Here is a 17,403-nt window from a genome sequence, read left to right on the forward strand (position 1 = left end):
CGTCGCTCTACTGGCTTCACGCCAGAAACACAAAAAAGAAAAGGCCCGAACCTTGCGGTTCAGGCCTTTTCGGGATATGGCGTCCCCACGGGGATTCGAACCCCGGTCGCCGCCGTGAAAGGGCGGTGTCCTAGGCCTCTAGACGATGGGGACGTAGAGGCAACGTCTTCGTTACTCGGGTGGGCCCTTGGGCCGGTCTTCTTCGCTACCCGGTGCGCGATGCAGAAGCGTCGTCACCAGACCACTGAATACCAGCAAAAACCCGATCGGTACCAGCGCGATGAGCGGTTTGGACCAGGTCTGTTCCCCGGAAATCATCAACCCAAATCCGCCGATCAATCCGACTACTGCAATCACCAGCCCCACATAGAGGGATATAACGCCAAAACGATGCATTGGTGAACTCGCAGTACGCCTAAATTTGGTGGAGCCAGGCGGGATCGAACCGCCGACCTCCTGCATGCCATGCAGGCGCTCTCCCAGCTGAGCTATGGCCCCGTGTCAGGCGAGCGCGTACTGTAGCCAGCACCCCCAAATGTGTCAACCCGCAGCGGCCGAAATTTTCTTCAGCGCACGATCGATCCGGGCCAGTGCCCGCTCGCGCCCAATCAGCACCAGCGTATCGTCGATCGGCGGCGACACCGTACCCCCCGTCAGCGCTACACGCAGCGGCTGCGCGACCTTGCCGAGCTTGAGATCCAGGCGTTCACCGGTATGCACCACGACCTCGTGCAGGGGCTCTTTGTCCCACGCCCCCAGGGCACTGAAACCATCATGCAGCGTCTGCAGCACAGGTTCCGCCTCGGGCGTGAGCTGCTTGCGGGCAGCCTTCTCGTCGTAGTCCTCGAACTCGCGATAGAAGTACACGCTATTCTCGGCCATCTCGCGCAAAGTCCGTGCGCGTTCGCGCTGGGCGATCACCACGTCGCGCATCGCCGGACCGTTGGAAGGGTCAATCCCCAACTGCCCCAGGTGCCAGCCAAACTCCAGCGCCACGTGGTCGGGATCCAGCGTCTTCATGTAGTGCTGGTTCAACCACAGCAGTTTGTCCGGGTTGATCGCGGAGGCGGACTGGTTCACGTCCTCGATATCGAAAAGGCGCACCAATTCGTCCAGCGAAAAGATCTCCTGGTCGCCATGGGCCCATCCAAGACGCACCAGGTAGTTCAGAAGGGCCTCCGGAAGATAGCCCTCGTCGCGGTATTGCATCACCGACACCGCGCCATGACGCTTGGACAGCTTGGCCCCGTCCGGGCCCATGATCATCGGCAGATGGCCGTAGCGCGGCGGTTCCACACCCAGCGCCTTCAGGATGTTGATCTGGCGCGGGGTGTTGTTCAGGTGGTCGTCGCCCCGGATTACATGGGTGATCTCCATGTCCATGTCGTCGACCACCACCGTCAGGTTATACGTCGGCGAGCCATCGGAACGGGCAATAATCAGGTCATCGAGTTCACTATTCTGGAAGGCGACCTTCCCCCGCACCATATCGTCGACAATGGTCACGCCCTCGTCCGGGGTGCGGAAGCGGATCACCGGCTCCACACCTTCGCGTGGCTCGGTGCGTGAACGACAGCGGCCGTCATAGCGCGGCTTTTCCTTGCGCGCCTTTTGCTCCTCGCGCATCGCGTCCAGCTCTTCCTTCGAGCAGTAGCAGCGGTAGGCGTGACCCGAGGCCATCAGCTGCTCGATGATCTCCTTGTACCGATCAAAGCGCTCGGTCTGATAGAACGGCCCGTGATCATAGGTGAGCCCCAGCCAGTTCATCCCCTCCAGGATCGCATTCACGGACTCGGCCGTACTGCGCTCCAGATCGGTGTCCTCGATGCGCAACACGAACTCGCCGCCGTGATGACGGGCATACAGCCAGGAAAACAGCGCGGTACGCGCACCACCGATATGCAAATAGCCGGTGGGACTGGGGGCAAAACGGGTACGAAAGCTCATGCGAAAGACACTCGATTACGGTGGCAGGTGAGGCGCATAGCCTAGCAGAACGCGGGTCTACGATGCCCCGGAAAATCCGGACCACACACCTATACTCAAGGAAGGGGAATGACCCCGTGGCTTGCGCAAGACGCGCAAAGGAGATGTTATGCAGGACTTCCGCTTCTCTTCTCTCTCCACCGCTCTACTGATCGCCGCCGGGTTCGTGCTGGGCAGTGGCGCGTTGTCCGCCAGCGACCGTGTCGCGGCACCCGAGGACGCCAAGGTCTACTTCATCGCCCCGCAGGATGGAGACACCCTGGAGGGCCCGGTCCGCGTCAAGATGGGCCTGCGCGGCATGGGTGTCGCCCCGGCCGGCGTGGAGATGGACAATACCGGTCACCACCACCTCCTGGTGAACAAGCGCCTGGACGAGGTCGATCTGGATGCATCGCTGCCCTTCTCCGATCACAAGCGCCACTTCGGCGGCGGTCAGACCGAAGGCGAACTGGAACTCGAACCCGGCGAATACACGCTGCAACTGCTGTTCATGGACTACCGGCACATCAGCTTCGACCCGCCCGTCGTTTCCGAGACGATCACGATCACGGTCGAATAGAAAGATCCCACGAAAAAGCCCCCTCCGCAGACGGAGGGGGCTTGGTCTCATCGACTCCGGATGCGGCTGGTTACGGCAGCGCCGGGATCTCGAACTGCGGCATCTCACCCGTCAGGGCGTGCATGAAGGCTTCGATATCCGCGACCTCATCGTCCGTGAAGTCCTGCCCCAGCATTTCCTCGCCCATGATGCGAATCGCTTCTTCCAGCGTCGCGGTTTCCCCATTGTTCATGTAGGGGTAGGTCAGCGCCACGTTGCGCAGGGTCGGCGTCTTGAACGCGAAGCGATCGCTCTCCTCGCCGGTGACCAGATAGCGGCCCTCGTCCTCGGAACCCGGCACCTGGATACGATGGAAATTGCTGTCGGTCAGCGCCGGGCCCGCGTGACAGGCGACACAACCATTGTCGGCAAACAACTTCATGCCGCGCATCTGCTGCTCGGTCATCGCGCCCTCGTCTCCGACCAGCCAGCGATCCAGCGGCGAGTTCGGGGTGTTCAGCGTGCGCTGGAAGGTCGCCAGGGCCTTGGCCACGTGGTCGGTATTGATCACGTTGTCGCCGTCATAGTCGGGATAGGCGGCCTCGAACTTCTCCTGGTACTCGTTGAACTCCTCCAGGCGCGCGATCGCCTCCTCCAGCGGCATCGCCATCTCGATCGCGTCCTGGATCGGGCCCAGCGCCTGGCCTTCCAGATCGTCCTCGCGGCCATCCCAGAACTGCGCGGTGAAGAAGCCGGAGTTCAGCACAGTCGGGGTGTTGCGCTCGCCGACCTGGCCGTCATGGCCCACCGCGCGCGGAATACGATCCGCCCAGCCCAGCGCCGGGTTATGGCAGGTCGCGCAGGAGATCACGCCGGAGCTGGAAATGCGCGGCTCGAAGAACAGCATCTTGCCCAGCTCGATCTTCTCCTTGGTCATCGAGTTGTCCGCCGGGATCGGCGGCAGTGCCGGCAACGGCTCGAAGACATCCCGGTACTGCGAGTAGTCGGTATCCGCCACGGCGGGCGCGGCCACGCCCAGCGCCAGGGCGGTGCAGGCCGAAAAGATGGCGCTGCGAAGATAAGAACGTCGGATCATGGCGGGTCTCCCTGAGATTGGATCGGTGTCGGCGAAGACCGATATAGACTCGGTCCAAATCACCTGAATCCCACCCTATCGACCCGGCATTCGATCGACCAGCGAAATCAGCGCTCCCGTTGATCCAGATCAATCACTGCGGTTGGTCGCTCATCAAACGCACCTCTTGCCAGCCTGTTTGCACCCCAGTACCCTTCGCCCCGCCTCCAGGTGCCCTGGCGTTCCATCGCCGGGGATAATCGGGAAGCCGGTGCGCGAACTGCCGTTCGCAATGCCGGCACTGCCCCCGCAACGGTAGGTGAAGACAACGGATCGACAACCACTGCGCCGCAATCCGGCGTGGGAAGGCGATCCGCCCGGGCACCCCCGCCCGCTTCACGAGTCCGGAGACCGGCCAGGAGGAAACCTGACGCTGCGGCGGGCAAGCGGTCGGGTCGGGCTCGCTGTGTCTATAGTCCCCGACCTCCCCTGGCCCACCCAGCGTCGTTCCATCCACGGCGCACGGGGTGTGCGTCCCAGGGAGAATGACCTTGAACAAACCGACCCGACGACCCGGCCGGCCGCCACTCCTGGCTCCGGCCCCGACCCTACTTGGCCTGTTGATCGCCAGTGGCGGGGCTTCCCCCCTCCAGGCACAGTTCGAGTTCGGCAGCGAAGCCGACGGCTTCGCCATCACCCTGGACCCGCTCATCCAGGGCCGCTACGCCATCGAGCGGGGCGACGAGGGAACCACCACCGAATTCGACTTTCGCCGCGCCTGGCTGGATACGACGGGCACCCTCTTCCACAGCGATCTTAGTTTTCGCCTGCAGCCCGACTTCAGCAGCGGCGAGCTCTCGATGCGCGATGTCTGGCTCCAATACGCACTGACCGAGTCCCTCGACCTGCGCGCCGGCCAGTTCACCGTGCCCTTCGGCCTGCCGCGGGACATCGGCGGCCCCAACCGGCTCTTCACCGAATTGAGCATCGCGGGGAATCAGTTCGAGGTCCCGGCCGGACGCGATACCGGCGTCACCCTACTGGGGGGCGACGGCGACGACCGCGCCTGGGCCATCGGCGTGTTTGACGGTCGCGGCCGCCTTGACCAGCGCGACGACCGTCCCTCCACATCCGGCCACCTGTTCAGCGCACGCGCCGCGTGGGCCCCGATCGGCGCAGTCCCACGCGACAACACCACGCTAGGCCAGGCCGTGGAGCGCACCGTCGCCCTGGGCACCGGAGTACAGGCCGCCAACCGCAACCACCTGCGCGACTGGAGCCGCGGCCTGGCAGACACCGTGGCCAACCAGCGCGCCGACTGGGTGACCACTACGGCCGATACCGTCGTCAAGTTCGGGCACACCTCGCTCTCACTGGCCGCTTTCCGGCGCGACGTCTCTCCGGACAGGACCGCGAGCTACCACGACCTAGGCGCCGAACTGGAACTGGCGCAATCACTGCCAATGGAGGGACTGGAGTTCGCCGCGCGGCACGCCGTATTGCGCCACGACGCAGGCGACGATCTTGGCACTGACGAGCGCTGGCAGCGTGAATGGGGTGCCGGCCTCAACTTGTATCACCGTGGCCAGCGGCACAAGACCCAACTGATGTGGCTGGACCGCGACACCGACACCTCGGACTGGGAGCTGCACCTGCAGCACCAGTTCCGCTTCTGAGAAATGACCGGGAGAATCGACATGAACCGGATGCAACCAATCCACCACCCGTTGATAACCACCCTCTTTGCGATCCTGCTGCTGGCTGCCACCGGCAGCCCGGCCACCGCGGAGGTCACTGTCACAATGCCGGGCCCCTGGGGCGACTATGACGAGACCCTGGACAACCCGGCCACCGTGGACGCCACCGAGGCCTTCCAGCGCTTCCGCCAGCAGAGCATGCAGGGCACCTCGGCCACCTACCGCAGCGTCGAACAGATCCTGCGCTACGACGCGCCTTTCGCCGAACGCCTGCCCGACCTGGCCGAAGAACTGGCGCAGCGGGCCGCGGACATCGACACCTGGTTCGCGCGCGAGACCCCGGCGCGGGACGGCGAACCCGGCGCCCTGCCCGGGGCCTGGGAGGATCCGGAATTCGCGGACTACAAGGCGGCCTTCGGCGAAGCCACCGCCGAGCTAAAAAGAAAGGTGGACGCGGCTGAAGACCTGGACAACCCGGAGTTTCAAGTCCGCGCCACCGAGGTGCTGAACGGCGTACGCCACCATTGCCTGGCCTGCCACGACAACTTCCGACGCCGCTGAACCAAGCGACCGCTTCGGGGCCGCCGCGCGGCGGCCCCCTTCGCCTGCAAGCAGGCTCCAACGGCTTCCCGGCCGAGAAGGAGCCTGCTTGCAGGCGAACACCGGGATCAGCGCCAAACTGGCCGCGCATTCAGCAAGGCCATGGCCGCCCCCATCACAGGGTCCGCGTTTGCACACCCAGACATGCCGTACAAAAGAGTTTCACCCCTGGGCGACTTTCAGCAAAAGTCAGTCAGAAAGGAACAGCGCCGCAACGGCTTCGGGGTTCGAAGGAAAATACGCATGGAGATAACCCGCGGTCAGTCGACCGTCGCGATAAATCGCTTCGGAGGCCGTTCCTCCGTCACGCGCACGGATGCAATGAACGAGCGGCTCCCGATCGACCTCGGCATGCGTATGGTGGAACGTGTGGCCCCGCAGTTCGCCTTCAGGCAGCGGGGCGCTTTGCAGCCCGAGCCCCTGCAGCCGCGCCTCCAGGCACGCACGCCCTGGGATCACACCCGCCATAGATGCGCGATGTCCATCGCGGTCGGTCAGCTCGTCCAGCAGGTAAAGGAATCCGCCGCATTCGGCGAGGAGGGGCCGGCCCCCCAGTTGATGCTGCGCGAGGTCTTCTTTGAGTCCAGTATTAGCCTCCAGGGCATCCAGGTGGAGTTCCGGGTACCCCCCGGGTAGCCAAACGGCATCGACGTCCGGCAGGCGGTCGCCAGCCACCGGAGAGAAGAACTCCAGCTCGGCACCCATCGCACGCAGCAGATCCAGGTTGCCGGGATAGGTAAACGCAAACGCGGCATCTCGAGCGATCGCGATCCGCGTGCCTTCGAGTCTGGGCTCGATCGCCGGCATCGGCTCCGGCTCGAAGGTGACCGCTGCCGGGAGTTCCGTCACCCCAGCCTCGGCAATCGCCTCGGCGGCGGCTTGCAGGCGAGCATCAAGGTCGTCGATCTCACCTGCCTGCACCAGGCCCAGATGACGATCCGGCACACTGAGTGCCTCATTGCGCGGTACGGCACCGTAGAAGTGCACGCCCTCGGGCATACTCTCGGCCAGCATCTGGCCATGACGAGCACTCCCCGTGCGATTGGCGATCACACCCGTTAGCGAGAGATCGGAGCGGTAGGTCGCCAACCCATGAACGACCGCACCGAAGGTCTGGGCCATACCACTGGCATCGATCAATGCCAGCACCGGCAGGCCAAAACGAACCGCCAGATCCGCCCCTGACGGGTCGCCATCGAATAGACCCATGGAACCCTCGACCAGGATCAGGTCGGCTTCCTGCGCGGCCGCGTAGAGCTTCGCCTTGCAGGCGGCCTCGCCCACCATCCATAGGTGTAGTGGGTCGACCGGATGCCCGGAAGCCTGCTCGAGAATCATCGGATCGAGGAAGTCGGGGCCGGTCTTGAACACCCGCACGCGTAACCCCCGGTTCCTGTGGTAGCGAGCGATAGCAGCAGTGATCGTGGTCTTGCCCTGTCCCGAGGCCGGGGCAGCAACGAACGCGGCGGGGCAGCTCACACTCACAGCTCGATCCCCTTCTGTGCCTTGATGCCCGCCTTGAAGGCGTGCTTCACCATCTGGATGTCGCTAACGGTATCCGCGGCGTCGACCAGCGCCTGCGGTGCGGCACGACCAGTGGTAATCACATGCTGCATCGGCGGGCGCGCGGCCAGCACCTCCAGGACCTCGTCCACGTCCAGGTACTGATATTTCAGCGCGATATGCAGCTCGTCCAGCAACACCATGTCGACCGCCGCATCGGTAAGCATGTCGCGGGCATGGGCCCAGGCCTCTTTTGCTGCGGCGACATCCTTGTCGCGGTCCTGGGTCTCCCAGGTGTAGCCCTCGCCCATCACGTGGTACTGCACGTGGTCCTGACCACGGAAGAAGGCCTCCTCGCCGGTGGCAAACTGACCCTTGATGAACTGCACGATGCCGACCTGCATGCCGTGCCCGAGCGCACGGGCCACCATGCCGAAGCCCGACGAGCTCTTACCCTTACCGTTGCCACCCAGCACCAGGAAAACGCCGCGCTCTTCCTGCGCCTCGGCAATCCGGCGATCGATCACTTCCTTCTTGCGCGCCATGCGCTGCGCGTGGCGTTCGGCCTTGGCCGCGTCGGTATCGTTGGTCATGTCGCTCTCTCCTACAGTTCGTAATGGAAAAACGCGATGCGGGTGCGGCCGGACAAGCTACTGGGCCGCCGCCCACTCGGTGTGCCGCGTTTGAAGCTCGGCCAGTCCATCCAGGATCACCGGTGCCGGGTGCGAGAAATACCCGCTTGGCAGATTCACCACCCTCACCGGGCTCGATGCGACCACCGCTCGGCAGCTGCGAGCGTCGGACCCAGAGAAGGTGAACACCACGTCGGCGTCATACTGGTTGATCAGATCAGCCAGTTCGTCGGTGTCCTCCGACAGCCTCAGGTGATGCGCACCTGGCTGGTTCGCAACGACGTCGAATCCCGCGCGGGTGAAGGCATCATGCAGCCAGGTCTTCGGGCCGTACACGTAGGCTTGCGCGCTGCACGAGGACATCAGGACCGCACGCTCGCGGGAGGCCCCCACGGCATCGGCCGCCTCCTTCCACGCATCGTCGAATTCGGCGGCGCGCACCGCACCGTCGTCCAGGCCCGCAGCATCCGCAATGCGTTCGAGATTTTCGCGGACGGCATCCATCCCTTCGAAGCCGCCCAGCGCGATGGCCCGGGTCCCGGCCGGCACGGTATCGGCCCAGTCATCGCGCTCGACCCAGCTCGAGGTGAACGCCAGATCCGGTTCGACGCGGCCGATCGCCTGCGCGTCCGGGTCCAGAATGCCGCCGGTATCCTCCACGTCGAGATCATCGTAGCGGCTCGCCCCCACGATGCAGGGGGTCAGGCCCAGGTACTCCAGCGAGTGCGTAATGTACGGTGACTGGCTGACAATCCGCGGGCACTCGCCCGCTGTCGCCGTTACCGGAAACACCAACCCCGCGGTTAGGACAAGGGCCAGAAACCCGGTCCCCGGGGTCCATGGCAAGCTGCAACCGAAAGCGCGCGTGTATCGGCAGACCTGAGTGATCATCGGAAACTCCCCCTTGTTTGCTGCCCGCGGGCCAACTCGGCACGCAACCGCGTTCACTCGCCGATCAGGATCATGCGACCGGTCTCCGGATCGCGGTACACCTGCCCCATGGATTCGTAACCGGAGCCGGTCTCGCCCGCGCCTTCCGGCGGGTCGGGGATCTCCCGGCCCGACTCGATCTCGGCACCGCCGCTGGCCGGTTCCAGTCCGCTGCCCGAGGCGGCCATCACCACCATCAGGCCGACGGCGAACACCAGCATGATGTCGGCCAGATTGGCCAGCGGGCCCATCGGCTCCTCGTCCGGCGCATCGAAGCGCGAGGCGCGGTAGTGCGGGACCCTCATGCCGCTGCCTCCAGGCGCTCCATCGCAGCGTCATACCAACGCCGCCGGAGGCGTCCGAGCAGGAAGCCGAGGATGCCCACCAGTAGCCCCAACACCGTGGTATTGAAGGCCACCGTAACCGCCTGGGCGAGGATTTCCAGTTCCCCACGCCCCATCGCGGCCAGGCCCGGGCCCAGTGGGATCAGCGTGCCCATCAGCCCGAGCATCGGGCCGATGCGTGCCAGCAGATCCGCGCGGTCGATCCGCCGCCGGGCACGGTAGGCCAGCCGTTCAGCATCGCCGCTCAGTTCCAGGCGACGCACCCCCCCGGAGCGTTCACCCAGTGCCAGCCCCAGCTCCCAGACGGCCACCGCGACCAGCACCAGCAGACCGACGATCACCGGCTCCAGCAGCCAGCGCACTACGGTATCCATCAGTTCCATCGTGATCGAGAACGGCATTCGCGTTTACCTCGTTACCCTTGGTTCATTAATGACCCCGGCCCCGTAGAAGCCTGCTTGCAGGCGAACGCTCCTGCCCGTGTCCGACTTTGGCAGGGGCTTCGCCTGCGAGCAGGCTTCTACAGCAAACCGATCCGGCGAGCGTTATCGCCTCCGGCCCGCGGCGATACCGCCGAGCAGCAGCAGGAACAGCACACCGGCGACCAGCCACGGGAGCCAGGGCATGCCCCCCGCCTCGTCGCCAGCCTCCTGCCCGCCGTCGGCCTCGGCCGATTCGGGGATCTCCTGCATCTCTTGCGCCGCCGGGTCTTCCAGCGGCTGGATCTCGGTTACCCGGCTGGGGTCCGACTCCGGTTCGGTACGGTCGATCTGGGCCGCCCCGCGCACCGCCTCGAAGGCCTCGCGCAGTTCCGGATCGTCCAACCGCTCGGCGACCTCGTCGAGCATCGGATGGTCGGGTCGGGTGTGCCCGCTGCCCGGCAGGCCATGCTCGGCCACCAGCTCGGCAAAGCGCTCGGACAGCGCCTCCAGCACATCCGCGTCGGCATCCCAGAACCCATAGCTGGCCGCGACCAGGTGCACGGCCTGCAGGTGCGTCTTCACGTGCACGTTGTGGCCATCGGCCAGGAATTCGTCCAGGCCCAGGTCGTGGCGGTCCCGCAGGTACACGTCGTGCACCTCGTCCCAGACCCAGGAGCGGACGATCTCGGGGTTGGTCACCTGCCAGCCCCAGAGGTTATCGACGAAGTCGCGGGCCATGGTCCGCGCCCCGGCATAGCCGTGGTCCATCAGCGGCTCGATCCATTGTGGATTGAGGTTCTGACCCTGGAGTTCGCGCATCAGCGCACGACCCAAGGTCTCCACCCGCGGGTCGTCCGGGTCGGCGTGCTGCAGCACGCGGTTATCCGGCACCGCGCCGCGGATCGACTCCACAGCGGTGGACAGGCCGCCCTGGAAATCAAAGCCGTCGTCGTTATCCAGCAAGCCATAGAGGTGAGAGGCACGCCCCAGGTAGGTACGCCCGACCGCGCCCAAGCGGGCCTCGAAAGCCTCGTGCGCCGACTCGCCCGACAGTTCGGCGCCATAGGCGTGGCCCATGCGACGCAGGTAGGCCGCCCCCAGCTCGGCGCGGTCCTCCCAGGCGCCGGAACGATCAGCGAGCCTGTTGACCCCGGCACCGTAGGCGCCTGGCGCGGTACCGAACACCCGCAGGGCGGCCTGTTCACCGGCGGTAGCGCCATCGAGCCCGGCTGCGCGCAAGGCCAGGGTGTCCTCCACCCACTGCGCCGCCACGTCATTGCGCGCAAGCGGCTCGTCGCCCGGATCACGGAGATCCTCGCCGAGCGGGGCCAGGGCCGTTTGCAGGGCTTCTTCCAGCTCGGGGTGCCGTTCGAGGATGGTCTCCGAGGCACCGTCCAGCGCGAGACGCGCCGCGCGGTCCAGCCAGACCAGTTGATCTTCATAGAGGTCGCGGAACAGGCCCGACGTGGTGAACAGGGCGTCACGGCGGCGATCGCGGTCGATCTCGTCGAGATCCATGCGTTCCAGGCCCTCGACGATGCCGCGACTGTTCCAGGCTGGGCGAATGCCCAGCATGTCGAGTCCGAAGCCAACCATCACGCCTTCGTCGCGCACTGTGTCCGAGGCCCACAGGATGATGGCCTCGCTGCCATCCGCCTCCGGGTCGCCGTGCTCGCGGGCATCGGCCGCCAGCTCCTGACCGATAGCCCAGGCGATCCGGGTTGGTACCAGATCTGCGGCCAGAGCATGGAAGTTGCGTCCGGTCGGCAGCACTTCCGGAGTCCGGATCGGGTCATTGCCCTGCCCGGGCGGGACAAAACGCCCTTCCAGCGCCGCCAGCAGATGTGCGCGCTCGCTGGCCGGCGAGCCGCGCAACTTCGCATCCCAGTCGTCGCCGATCTCGTCATCGCCAGCCATCGACGCAAGCATGGTGTCCACAGCCTCGTCGCTCCAGTCACGACCGAACACGTGCAAGCCCAGCGGCATCTGGTCCTCCTGCATGTCGGTCAGGTAGTGGCCGATCTCGTGGACCAGCAGCTCCTCGTCCATCTCCGCCAGCGGGGTATCCCCGTGATCGTGATCATGGCCATGGTGGTCGTGATGATCGCCCGAATCCCCGTGATCATCGTCGCCATGAGCCGCATGAGTCTCCTGATGACCGTGTTCGTTGGCAGGTTCGTGCGCTTCATCCCCGTGTTCGCGGTGATGGTCCGCGTGGCGATTTTCGTCCGCATGGTCTTCGCCATGTCCGGAGTCGGACTCGTCGTGGTGCCCCTCGTGATGACCCTCGTGGTGATCGCCGTGGTGATCGCCGTGGTGATCGCCGTGGTGATCGCCGTGGTGATCATCATGGTGATGCCCATGATCGTGATGATGACCCCGCGCCAGCTCACGCTCGATGGTCTCGGTCAGGCCGAGGTCCTCGATGCGTTCGCGCAGGGTCTGGGCGGCACGCGAGCGCGTCGCGGCATCCGGCTGCGCGGCGGCCTCGTAGGTCTCCACCAGCTGACGCAGCTCCAGCAGGCTGTCGTACAGCTCGGTGGCCGCCAGCGGCGGGGTCAGGTGGCTGATCATCACGCCCATGGACCGGCGCTTGGCCTGGATGCCCTCGCCCACGCCGTCGACGATGTAGGGATAGATGATCGGCAGCTCGGCACCCAGGATCTCGGGGTAGTCGTCCGGGGTCATGCCGGCGCGCCGGCGCGGCAGGAACTCGCGGGTCGAATGGCGCCCGACATAGACCAGCGCATCGGCCTCAAAATGGTTGCGGATCCAGTGATAGAAGCCGACATACTGATGGGTCGGCGGGAAGGTCGTGTTGGCGTGCAGCAGGCGCTCGCTGACCTCCCAGCCGCGCGGCGGCTGCGGGCCGATGAACACGTTGCCGAACTCGATCCCCGGGAACAGCATCTCGCCGTCGCGGGTCATCGCCTCGCCGGGGGCCTCGCCCCATCCCGTAAGGCCCGGGATGCCGGTACGCACCAGCGCCTTGCGCGAACTCTCCGTAGTCGCGTGTTCGTCCGCACCGGAGAGCGTGGCCTCCCATGCCGCCTCGAACTGGGCGAGCAGGTCCAGCGCGCGTTCCTGCGCAGCGTGCGGGTAGCTCTCCAGCATGTGGCGCAGGTCGCCGACCCCGCTGTCCAGCGCGGCCTGGGCAAGCTCGGCCTTGTCGGCCTTCCAGGCCGACTCCAGACGGGCCTGCAGATAGCCGATCGGGCCATCCACCAGCTCCGCCTGCACGGACTCGGGCAGGCGCTCGAAGTAGGCCTGATACTGCTCGCGATCCAGCGACGGCACCCGTCCGGCGATCGCATCCAGCGCATCCGCCTGCTCCGGCAGGTTCACCGCGCGATCCTGGATCAGGTCCATCAGCGTGTCGGTATCCTCGGGCAGGTCATCCCCGAGGTCGTATCCCGCGGCTTCCAGCCGCTGCAGCATCTCCAACAACGACTCGGGTACATCGAGCTTGTCCGCGCCGATGTTCTGCCGCCCCGGCGGATGGTTGTAGTACACAACCGCCACGCGCTTGTCAGCGTTGTCCTTTGCGCGCAGGCGCTGCCAGGCCGCCATGCGCTCGGCCAGGGCCTCGACCCGTTCGCCCTCGGGCTCCGACAGCCGCAGGCGCACCCCGGTGCGGGCGTCGATCTCCGGCTCACCGGCGGTGGCCAGTACCATCGGCTGGCTCATCCCCTGCAGCTCAGGCATGGCCACGTGGTAATGCACCTTGTCCCAGGGGATCCCTTCGTGGGACAACTGCCACTGCAGCGTGCTGACATCCGCCAGGCGGATCCCCTTGACCACCGGCACATCCAGCTCGCCGAAGGCCTCGGCCACAGCCTCGCGGTTGCCGCCGCCACCGACGACAAAGTCCTGCAGGCTCACGATCCCGGCCAGCTCGGCCGGGGCCGCGCGCTCGGCCAGCTGCTCCACCGCCTCGCGGCTGGCGCCACCCCAGCGCGCCAGCACGACAAAGCACTGTAGGCCGCGCTGTTCCAGCGCCTCGCAGCTCGTATCCAGCAGGGCCCGATCGCCCGGGCGGTCGCCGGTATCCAGGTCCAGCAGTGCGATAGCCGGGCCTTCGTCGAGTCCGAGATCCCCGGGATCGGCGCTGGAAACCCCATCCCGGTAGTAGCGGATGGTCTCGCGCGGATCCGGATCGGGTACTTCGATTGCATGCCCGCCGGCTGCCGCCAGCCAGCGCATCAGTCCTTCCATGCTCTCCGGGGTGCGCCCCTGATAGAAGGCGCGGCCGGTCAGCCACTCCGCCTGCTCTGCAAAACGTTCCTTTTGTTCCGCCAGGTGCTCGCGCGGATCCGCCCCGGGTTCGGGGTTTTCCGCCAGTTCGGTGCGCGCATCGTCGTCCAGGCCGGCCAGCACCAACTCGCCATCGAGACGCGACAGGGCGGTCAGGCGGCGTTCGCTGTTGATCGCCAGCAGCGCCGCGCCGCCGGCGGGAGGCTGCTCGCGCAACAGGCGCTCCAGACGCCCCGCCTGGTCGCCGAACACGGCGGCCACCAGCACCGCATCGGACTCGGCCCACAGGGCCGCAACGGCGGCGTCGTCTTTGTCGGCCAGCTGCTCCGGCGTGCGCAGGACGACTTCCGCGTCGGGATGGGCCTCGAGAAAGCGATGGGCGCCGGCGGCAACCTCGGCCGCCGAGCGATCCGACACGATGCCCGTGACCTGCGGACCGGCCCAGGCCGAACCTGCCCATAGGCAGGTGGCGAACAACAAAAGGGTGCGTTTCCAGATGAACATACGGATGACTCCGGAGAAACTACAGACAGCTGCACAACAGGCAAGCGGCCGGGAAACGCTAAACCTTCAGCGCTTCCCGACATGCCGGTTAAGAACAGACTGGATTTGGGGTACGGGCCGGATTCAGCCGCGCTGATTAGCCGGCTGCCAGAGGACTTCCGCGCCGTTTTCGTGACGCGCGAGCACACGGCAGAGCACGAACAGCAGATCCGACAGGCGGTTAATGTAGGCCAGCGAATTTGGCCGCAACGCCTCATGGTGGTTAAGCGCCACCAACCGCCGCTCGGCACGGCGGCACACCGTTCGCGCGATATGACAGTCGGCCGTGGCAGGGCCACCACCTGGCAGGATGAACTCCTTCAACGCTGGCAGATCGGCGTTGAAGCTCTCGAGCTCGACATCCAGGCGTTCGACCGAGGCCTCTGGAAGCGCCTGATGTCCAGGCACCGCCAGCTCCGCCCCGAGATCGAACAGCTCGTGCTGCACCAGCGCCAGCGAGCGGCGCACATCTTCCGGGAGATCGTGGACCAGGACCCGGCCCACGACACTGTTCAACTCGTCCACATCACCAAAGGCCTCGACCCGGTGGCTGTCCTTGTCCACCCGCGAGCCATCGCCGAGACCCGTACGGCCTTCGTCCCCGGTACGCGTTGCAATCTTCGACAATCGATTTCCCATGGTCTTACCTCTGCTGGTAGCGGAGCTTCACAAAAGCGGCCCGGCCTGGGTTGTTATAACCACGCGCGGTCTCATAATCCTTGTCGAACACGTTATTGACCGTGGCTTGAAGCTGCCATTCCGGCGCGAGCTGATAGCTAGCGCGCAAGTTGACCAGGCCGTAGCCCGGAAGCCGATCTTCATTGGCGGCATCTTCATAAGCGCGGCTCTTGGCAATGATGGATCCACCCACGGAAAAGCGCTGAAACGACCGATCAAGATCCACACGAGCGGTCAACGGGGACCGTCGACGAAGTTCATTACCGGTTTCGCGATCCTCCGCATCGAGGAACGTCAACGAGGCGCGCGACACCCATCGGGAAGTCTCGTACCCGCCTTCCAGTTCGACACCCTGAATACGGGCCTCGTCGATGTTCTCCGCCCTAGATGCCACCGGGTCAAAGCTGATCATTTGGTCCAGTTCCGTGCGGAAAATGGCCAAATCGGCGTAGTACGCCCCGCGGGTGTACCGCCCCCCCACTTCCAAGGTGCGCGAGTCTTCCGGTTCGAGCTCCAGATTCCCGAATCCGGGGAAGTAGAGGTCATTGAAGGTAGGGGCCTTGAAGGCCGTACCGTAGGAAGTCCGCAGACGAATGGCTTCGCTGGCCTGCATTCCCAAGGCGAGCTGTCCAGTTGTTTTACTTCCGAACTGCTCATTGTCGTCGTGACGCAGACTCCCTTCCAGGTCATAGCGACCCAGATCCAGCTGCATGACGGTGTAGGCGCCCACGTTGTAACGCGAGTCCTCATCGTAGGCGGTATCACTCTCGACCCGGTCTTCGTGTGCGTCCACCCCGGCGATCAGATAGACGCGATCCCCAATTTCGATGTCGTTGCGCCAATCGACCATGTCGCGCCGTGTATCAAATTGAGAGAAAAACTCGCCATCGAGGAAGTTTTCCGACTCGTCGCGACTGTGACCCACCGCGAACTCCGTGTCCCACCGTTGGGTGACCGGAATCCGCAGACCTCCGCGCAGGGCCGCATGGACAAAGTCCGAGGAATCCGGCGAGAACGCCGATCCACTGTCGAACTCCGTCGTCCCTTCGGAATACAAGAGACTCCCGAAGAATTCGATCCCGTTATCCAGTCGGTGCGACACCTTGGTGGCCAGCGAGGTATTGTCATAGCCATCGCGGTCGTCTTCACCCACGTCGTCCTGGACATTGATACCGTCAGTTTCGAAGTGACTGACCGAGAAACTGTAGTTCGTATTTTCTGTACCACCGGCCACACCCACACCGGCTTCCCAGGTGTTGAAACTGCCACCACCGACGAATGCATTGACCTTCGGTGGACCCTTGCGGCCTTCACGGGTAAACACCTGCACAACCCCGCCGATGGCATCGGAACCGTAGATGCTGGTGCGCGGCCCACGCACGACCTCCACGCGCTCGATCTCTTCGGGCGGCAGGAATTGCCAACTCGCGCCACCACTGGTGGCCGAGCCCATGCGCACCCCATCAATCAGTAGCAGGGTGTGATCGGAACTGGTACCACGGGTAAACACCGAGGTGTTCTTGCCGAACGCGCTGTTCTGGGACGTCTCGATCCCTGCGCGGCCCTCCAGCAGATCCGTGAACTGCTTAGGTTGCAGACGCTCGATCTCTTCGCGGTCAATCACTGTCACCGAGGAAAGAGTTTGGTCTACGGTCTGAGTAACACGCGTCGCCGTCACCTGGACGGTGTCGAGGGTCTGGGCGTCGGTTTCGGGGGCGTCCTGGGCGTGCGCCAGGGCGGGGGTCATGGCCAGCAGGATGGCTGTGGAAAGTGCTGTGCGTTTCATGTCGTCCGTGTCTCCCGGCGAGCCGCCCGCACGCCGTTAATTCGTCGGGATCGCGGGACACGGGAATACGAGACACGAGGGGGACGACACCGAGAGCAAGGCCACCGGGATCATCATCCGCCTCGCATGCCCTCCGCATGCCGCGCGATCATTCCCTGGCCGGTCTCCGGGCTGACGAGCGTTCCGGTGCGGCGCCTTCCCGAGCACAGGGCTCAGTGGCATTTGCCGCGACCATCAGAGGCCCAGGGGCCTCTCGCTCGATCACCGTTGCGGGGGCAGCGTCGGATTCACCCCTCACCTGCGACGAGGCGGGTTCACCGAACTTCCCGTTTAACCCGCCGAGCCAACGTCGGTCGGGCACCAAGGAACGCCGCGAAGACTACACACTTGGGTGCAAAATTACCAGTTACTGAAA

General features: G+C 65.1%; 14 protein-coding genes, 2 tRNA genes and 2 riboswitches. Of the genes, 3 read left to right on the top strand and 13 right to left on the bottom strand.

The features are described 5' to 3' along the window. Positions 1-77: 77 nt before the first annotated feature. The 4 genes from D002_RS0100670 to gltX form a co-directional block, all read right to left on the bottom strand. Positions 78-153: transfer RNA gene (locus D002_RS0100670), tRNA-Glu, on the bottom strand. 18 nt (positions 154-171) lie between these two features. Then, positions 172-396 (bottom strand): hypothetical protein, encoded by a 225-nt coding sequence (locus D002_RS13670; RefSeq protein ID WP_018139993.1) that lies wholly within the window; start codon positions 394-396, stop codon positions 172-174. A 26-nt stretch (positions 397-422) separates the two neighbouring features. Continuing rightward, a tRNA-Ala gene (locus D002_RS0100680) sits at positions 423-498 on the bottom strand. A gap of 42 nt (positions 499-540) precedes the next feature. Beyond that, positions 541-1,947: a glutamate--tRNA ligase gene (gene gltX / locus D002_RS0100685; protein WP_018139994.1), complete on the bottom strand. Its 1,407-nt coding sequence runs from the start codon at positions 1,945-1,947 to the stop codon at positions 541-543. Positions 1,948-2,095: 148 nt separating this feature from the next. On the opposite strand from gltX, the gene D002_RS0100690 reads away from it, so the two are divergent. Then, complete coding sequence (locus D002_RS0100690) at positions 2,096-2,545, top strand: DUF4399 domain-containing protein (RefSeq protein ID WP_018139995.1); 450 nt, start codon at positions 2,096-2,098, stop codon at positions 2,543-2,545. A 70-nt stretch (positions 2,546-2,615) separates the two neighbouring features. On the opposite strand, the gene D002_RS0100695 is transcribed toward D002_RS0100690, so the two are convergent. Further along, on the bottom strand, positions 2,616-3,620 hold the full coding sequence (locus D002_RS0100695; RefSeq protein ID WP_018139996.1) for a cytochrome-c peroxidase: 1,005 nt from the start codon (positions 3,618-3,620) through the stop codon (positions 2,616-2,618). 191 nt (positions 3,621-3,811) lie between these two features. Next, positions 3,812-4,034: riboswitch (cobalamin riboswitch) on the top strand. A gap of 110 nt (positions 4,035-4,144) precedes the next feature. Between D002_RS0100695 and D002_RS0100700 the strand changes: the two genes are divergently transcribed. Further along, complete coding sequence (locus D002_RS0100700) at positions 4,145-5,275, top strand: porin (protein ID WP_018139997.1); 1,131 nt, start codon at positions 4,145-4,147, stop codon at positions 5,273-5,275. Between the two features lie 21 nt (positions 5,276-5,296). Further along, positions 5,297-5,857 (top strand): cytochrome c, encoded by a 561-nt coding sequence (locus D002_RS0100705; protein ID WP_018139998.1) that lies wholly within the window; start codon positions 5,297-5,299, stop codon positions 5,855-5,857. Between the two features lie 228 nt (positions 5,858-6,085). On the opposite strand, the gene D002_RS0100710 is transcribed toward D002_RS0100705, so the two are convergent. The 8 genes from D002_RS0100710 to D002_RS0100745 all read right to left on the bottom strand — a co-directional run bounded on the left by D002_RS0100710 (position 6,086) and on the right by D002_RS0100745 (position 16,988). Continuing rightward, positions 6,086-7,381 carry a cobyrinate a,c-diamide synthase gene (locus D002_RS0100710; protein WP_026181416.1) on the bottom strand — a complete coding sequence of 432 codons (1,296 nt, stop codon included), beginning with the start codon at positions 7,379-7,381 and terminating at the stop codon, positions 6,086-6,088. Then, on the bottom strand, positions 7,378-7,992 hold the full coding sequence (gene cobO / locus D002_RS0100715) for a cob(I)yrinic acid a,c-diamide adenosyltransferase (RefSeq protein ID WP_018140000.1): 615 nt from the start codon (positions 7,990-7,992) through the stop codon (positions 7,378-7,380). The genes D002_RS0100710 and cobO overlap by 4 nt, the downstream gene beginning before the upstream one ends. A gap of 57 nt (positions 7,993-8,049) precedes the next feature. Beyond that, the gene (locus D002_RS0100720) at positions 8,050-8,922 is read right to left on the bottom strand and encodes an ABC transporter substrate-binding protein (protein ID WP_018140001.1); all 873 of its coding nucleotides are present in this window, start codon (positions 8,920-8,922) and stop codon (positions 8,050-8,052) included. Between the two features lie 53 nt (positions 8,923-8,975). Continuing rightward, positions 8,976-9,266, bottom strand: a complete 291-nt coding sequence (locus tag D002_RS0100725; protein WP_018140002.1) for a DUF2149 domain-containing protein — start codon at positions 9,264-9,266, stop codon at positions 8,976-8,978. After that, on the bottom strand, positions 9,263-9,706 hold the full coding sequence (locus tag D002_RS0100730; protein ID WP_018140003.1) for a MotA/TolQ/ExbB proton channel family protein: 444 nt from the start codon (positions 9,704-9,706) through the stop codon (positions 9,263-9,265). Before D002_RS0100730 ends, D002_RS0100725 begins: the two co-directional genes overlap by 4 nt. A gap of 144 nt (positions 9,707-9,850) precedes the next feature. Continuing rightward, positions 9,851-14,485, bottom strand: a complete 4,635-nt coding sequence (locus tag D002_RS0100735) for a cobaltochelatase subunit CobN (protein ID WP_018140004.1) — start codon at positions 14,483-14,485, stop codon at positions 9,851-9,853. Between the two features lie 123 nt (positions 14,486-14,608). After that, positions 14,609-15,163: a cob(I)yrinic acid a,c-diamide adenosyltransferase gene (locus D002_RS0100740; protein WP_026181418.1), complete on the bottom strand. Its 555-nt coding sequence runs from the start codon at positions 15,161-15,163 to the stop codon at positions 14,609-14,611. Between the two features lie 4 nt (positions 15,164-15,167). Continuing rightward, positions 15,168-16,988 carry a TonB-dependent receptor domain-containing protein gene (locus tag D002_RS0100745; protein WP_018140006.1) on the bottom strand — a complete coding sequence of 607 codons (1,821 nt, stop codon included), beginning with the start codon at positions 16,986-16,988 and terminating at the stop codon, positions 15,168-15,170. A 139-nt stretch (positions 16,989-17,127) separates the two neighbouring features. Beyond that, a riboswitch (cobalamin riboswitch) is annotated at positions 17,128-17,368 on the bottom strand. Positions 17,369-17,403: the final 35 nt, after the last annotated feature.

This window comes from Thioalkalivibrio sp. ALJ7, from assembly GCF_000376865.1.
GTDB lineage: Bacteria > Pseudomonadota > Gammaproteobacteria > Ectothiorhodospirales > Ectothiorhodospiraceae > Thioalkalivibrio.

What these genes read in the sequence shown, in the direction of transcription:
- D002_RS13670 (WP_018139993.1), bottom strand. Translation starts at nt 396, where the DNA reads ATGCATCGTTTTGGCGTTATATCCCTCTATGTGGGGCTGGTGATTGCA.
- gltX (WP_018139994.1), bottom strand. Translation starts at nt 1,947, where the DNA reads ATGAGCTTTCGTACCCGTTTTGCCCCCAGTCCCACCGGCTATTTGCAT.
- D002_RS0100690 (WP_018139995.1), top strand. Translation starts at nt 2,096, where the DNA reads ATGCAGGACTTCCGCTTCTCTTCTCTCTCCACCGCTCTACTGATCGCC.
- D002_RS0100695 (WP_018139996.1), bottom strand. Translation starts at nt 3,620, where the DNA reads ATGATCCGACGTTCTTATCTTCGCAGCGCCATCTTTTCGGCCTGCACC.
- D002_RS0100700 (WP_018139997.1), top strand. Translation starts at nt 4,145, where the DNA reads ATGACCTTGAACAAACCGACCCGACGACCCGGCCGGCCGCCACTCCTG.
- D002_RS0100705 (WP_018139998.1), top strand. Translation starts at nt 5,297, where the DNA reads ATGAACCGGATGCAACCAATCCACCACCCGTTGATAACCACCCTCTTT.
- cobO (WP_018140000.1), bottom strand. Translation starts at nt 7,992, where the DNA reads ATGACCAACGATACCGACGCGGCCAAGGCCGAACGCCACGCGCAGCGC.
- D002_RS0100720 (WP_018140001.1), bottom strand. Translation starts at nt 8,922, where the DNA reads ATGATCACTCAGGTCTGCCGATACACGCGCGCTTTCGGTTGCAGCTTG.
- D002_RS0100725 (WP_018140002.1), bottom strand. Translation starts at nt 9,266, where the DNA reads ATGAGGGTCCCGCACTACCGCGCCTCGCGCTTCGATGCGCCGGACGAG.
- D002_RS0100730 (WP_018140003.1), bottom strand. Translation starts at nt 9,706, where the DNA reads ATGCCGTTCTCGATCACGATGGAACTGATGGATACCGTAGTGCGCTGG.
- D002_RS0100735 (WP_018140004.1), bottom strand. Translation starts at nt 14,485, where the DNA reads ATGTTCATCTGGAAACGCACCCTTTTGTTGTTCGCCACCTGCCTATGG.
- D002_RS0100740 (WP_026181418.1), bottom strand. Translation starts at nt 15,163, where the DNA reads ATGGGAAATCGATTGTCGAAGATTGCAACGCGTACCGGGGACGAAGGC.
- D002_RS0100745 (WP_018140006.1), bottom strand. Translation starts at nt 16,988, where the DNA reads ATGAAACGCACAGCACTTTCCACAGCCATCCTGCTGGCCATGACCCCC.